Here is a 1021-nt window from a genome sequence, read left to right as displayed (position 1 = left end):
ATCTATCCCGATGGTCGCGTCATGGAAAAGGTGACAGGCATAGTCGGTTCATCTTGTCAAGAGGTGACGGCGGCGATCGAGGCACAACTCGGGCAGCTGATGTCTCAAGAGAAAACCTCGGATTATTACCATCAAACCGTCAGCCAGTCAGAGAAAGTCAGCAACGCAGCCACTTTTAGCGACTGGTAATTTTTCATCTTTCCCAATCCCTTTATTTAAGCCACTGAAAAACCATGTCACACTTTAGCAATATCAAAACCAAAATCCGCGATCTATCCTACCTAAAAGCCGCCCTCAGCGATATGGGGATGGAATGGAAAGAGGGTTCCCACCCCGTCAAAGGTTATCAAGGTCAAACTTTAACCGCAGAGGTGGTAATCGAGCAAGATAACAATTACGATATCGGGTTTCGCTGGAATGGTAACGAGTACGAGTTGGTTGCCGATTTGCAATACTGGCAACAACCCCTAACCGTAGAAGGATTTTTAAGAAAAGTAAATCAAGGTTATGCCTACCACACCATTCTGGCAGAAACTGCTAAACAGGGTTTTCAGGTGGCAGCACAGGAAAAAAATACTGATGGTTCTATTCGTCTAGTGGTACAACGTTGGAGCGCCTAATGGCTGATTTTTCTCCCGAACGCTCTGGTTTTGAACCAGAGTTAGGGGGATTCCTGAGAGATTCCCCCGATCGCACTGGTTTTGAACCGGAATTGGGCGGTTTACTGCGCCAGAAAGCGGTTTACGTCGATGAGGTCACTTGTATCGGTTGTAAACACTGCGCCCACGTTGCCCCCAATACCTTTTTTATTGAAGGCGAATACGGTCGCTCTCGCGTCTATAATCAGGACGGTGACGAAGAAGAAATTATTCAAGAAGCGATCGAGACTTGTCCGGTTAACTGTATTCACTGGGTTAATTATAATCAGTTGTCATCTCTTGAGGAAGAACGCAAACATCAAGTGATTAAACAGTTAGGTTTTCCTCAGATTCACAAGAAATTTAGCCCCGCAGATTTAGAT

General features: G+C 45.6%; 3 protein-coding genes. All 3 read left to right on the top strand.

All coding sequences use genetic code 11. The features are described from left to right. Positions 1-189 (top strand): DUF2997 domain-containing protein (locus PX484_RS09530; RefSeq protein ID WP_288103615.1); only part of this gene is annotated, 189 nt, incomplete at its 5' end. A gap of 44 nt (positions 190-233) precedes the next feature. Further along, positions 234-620 carry a DUF1257 domain-containing protein gene (locus PX484_RS09525; RefSeq protein WP_002762644.1) on the top strand — a complete coding sequence of 129 codons (387 nt, stop codon included), beginning with the start codon at positions 234-236 and terminating at the stop codon, positions 618-620. Then, positions 620-1021, top strand: a 402-nt coding sequence (locus tag PX484_RS09520; protein ID WP_288103613.1) for a ferredoxin, incomplete at its 3' end; no start/stop codon positions are given. The genes PX484_RS09525 and PX484_RS09520, both read left to right, overlap by 1 nt.

The sequence above is a fragment of the Microcystis sp. M49636_WE2 genome, from assembly GCF_030065375.1.
Lineage (GTDB): Bacteria > Cyanobacteriota > Cyanobacteriia > Cyanobacteriales > Microcystaceae > Microcystis > Microcystis aeruginosa_C.
This window is presented reverse-complemented; position numbering and strand designations above follow the sequence as displayed.

Bases quoted from the DNA above. Each gene is read 5' to 3' on its own strand.
- PX484_RS09525 (WP_002762644.1), top strand. From the start codon at position 234: ATGTCACACTTTAGCAATATCAAAACCAAAATCCGCGATCTATCCTAC.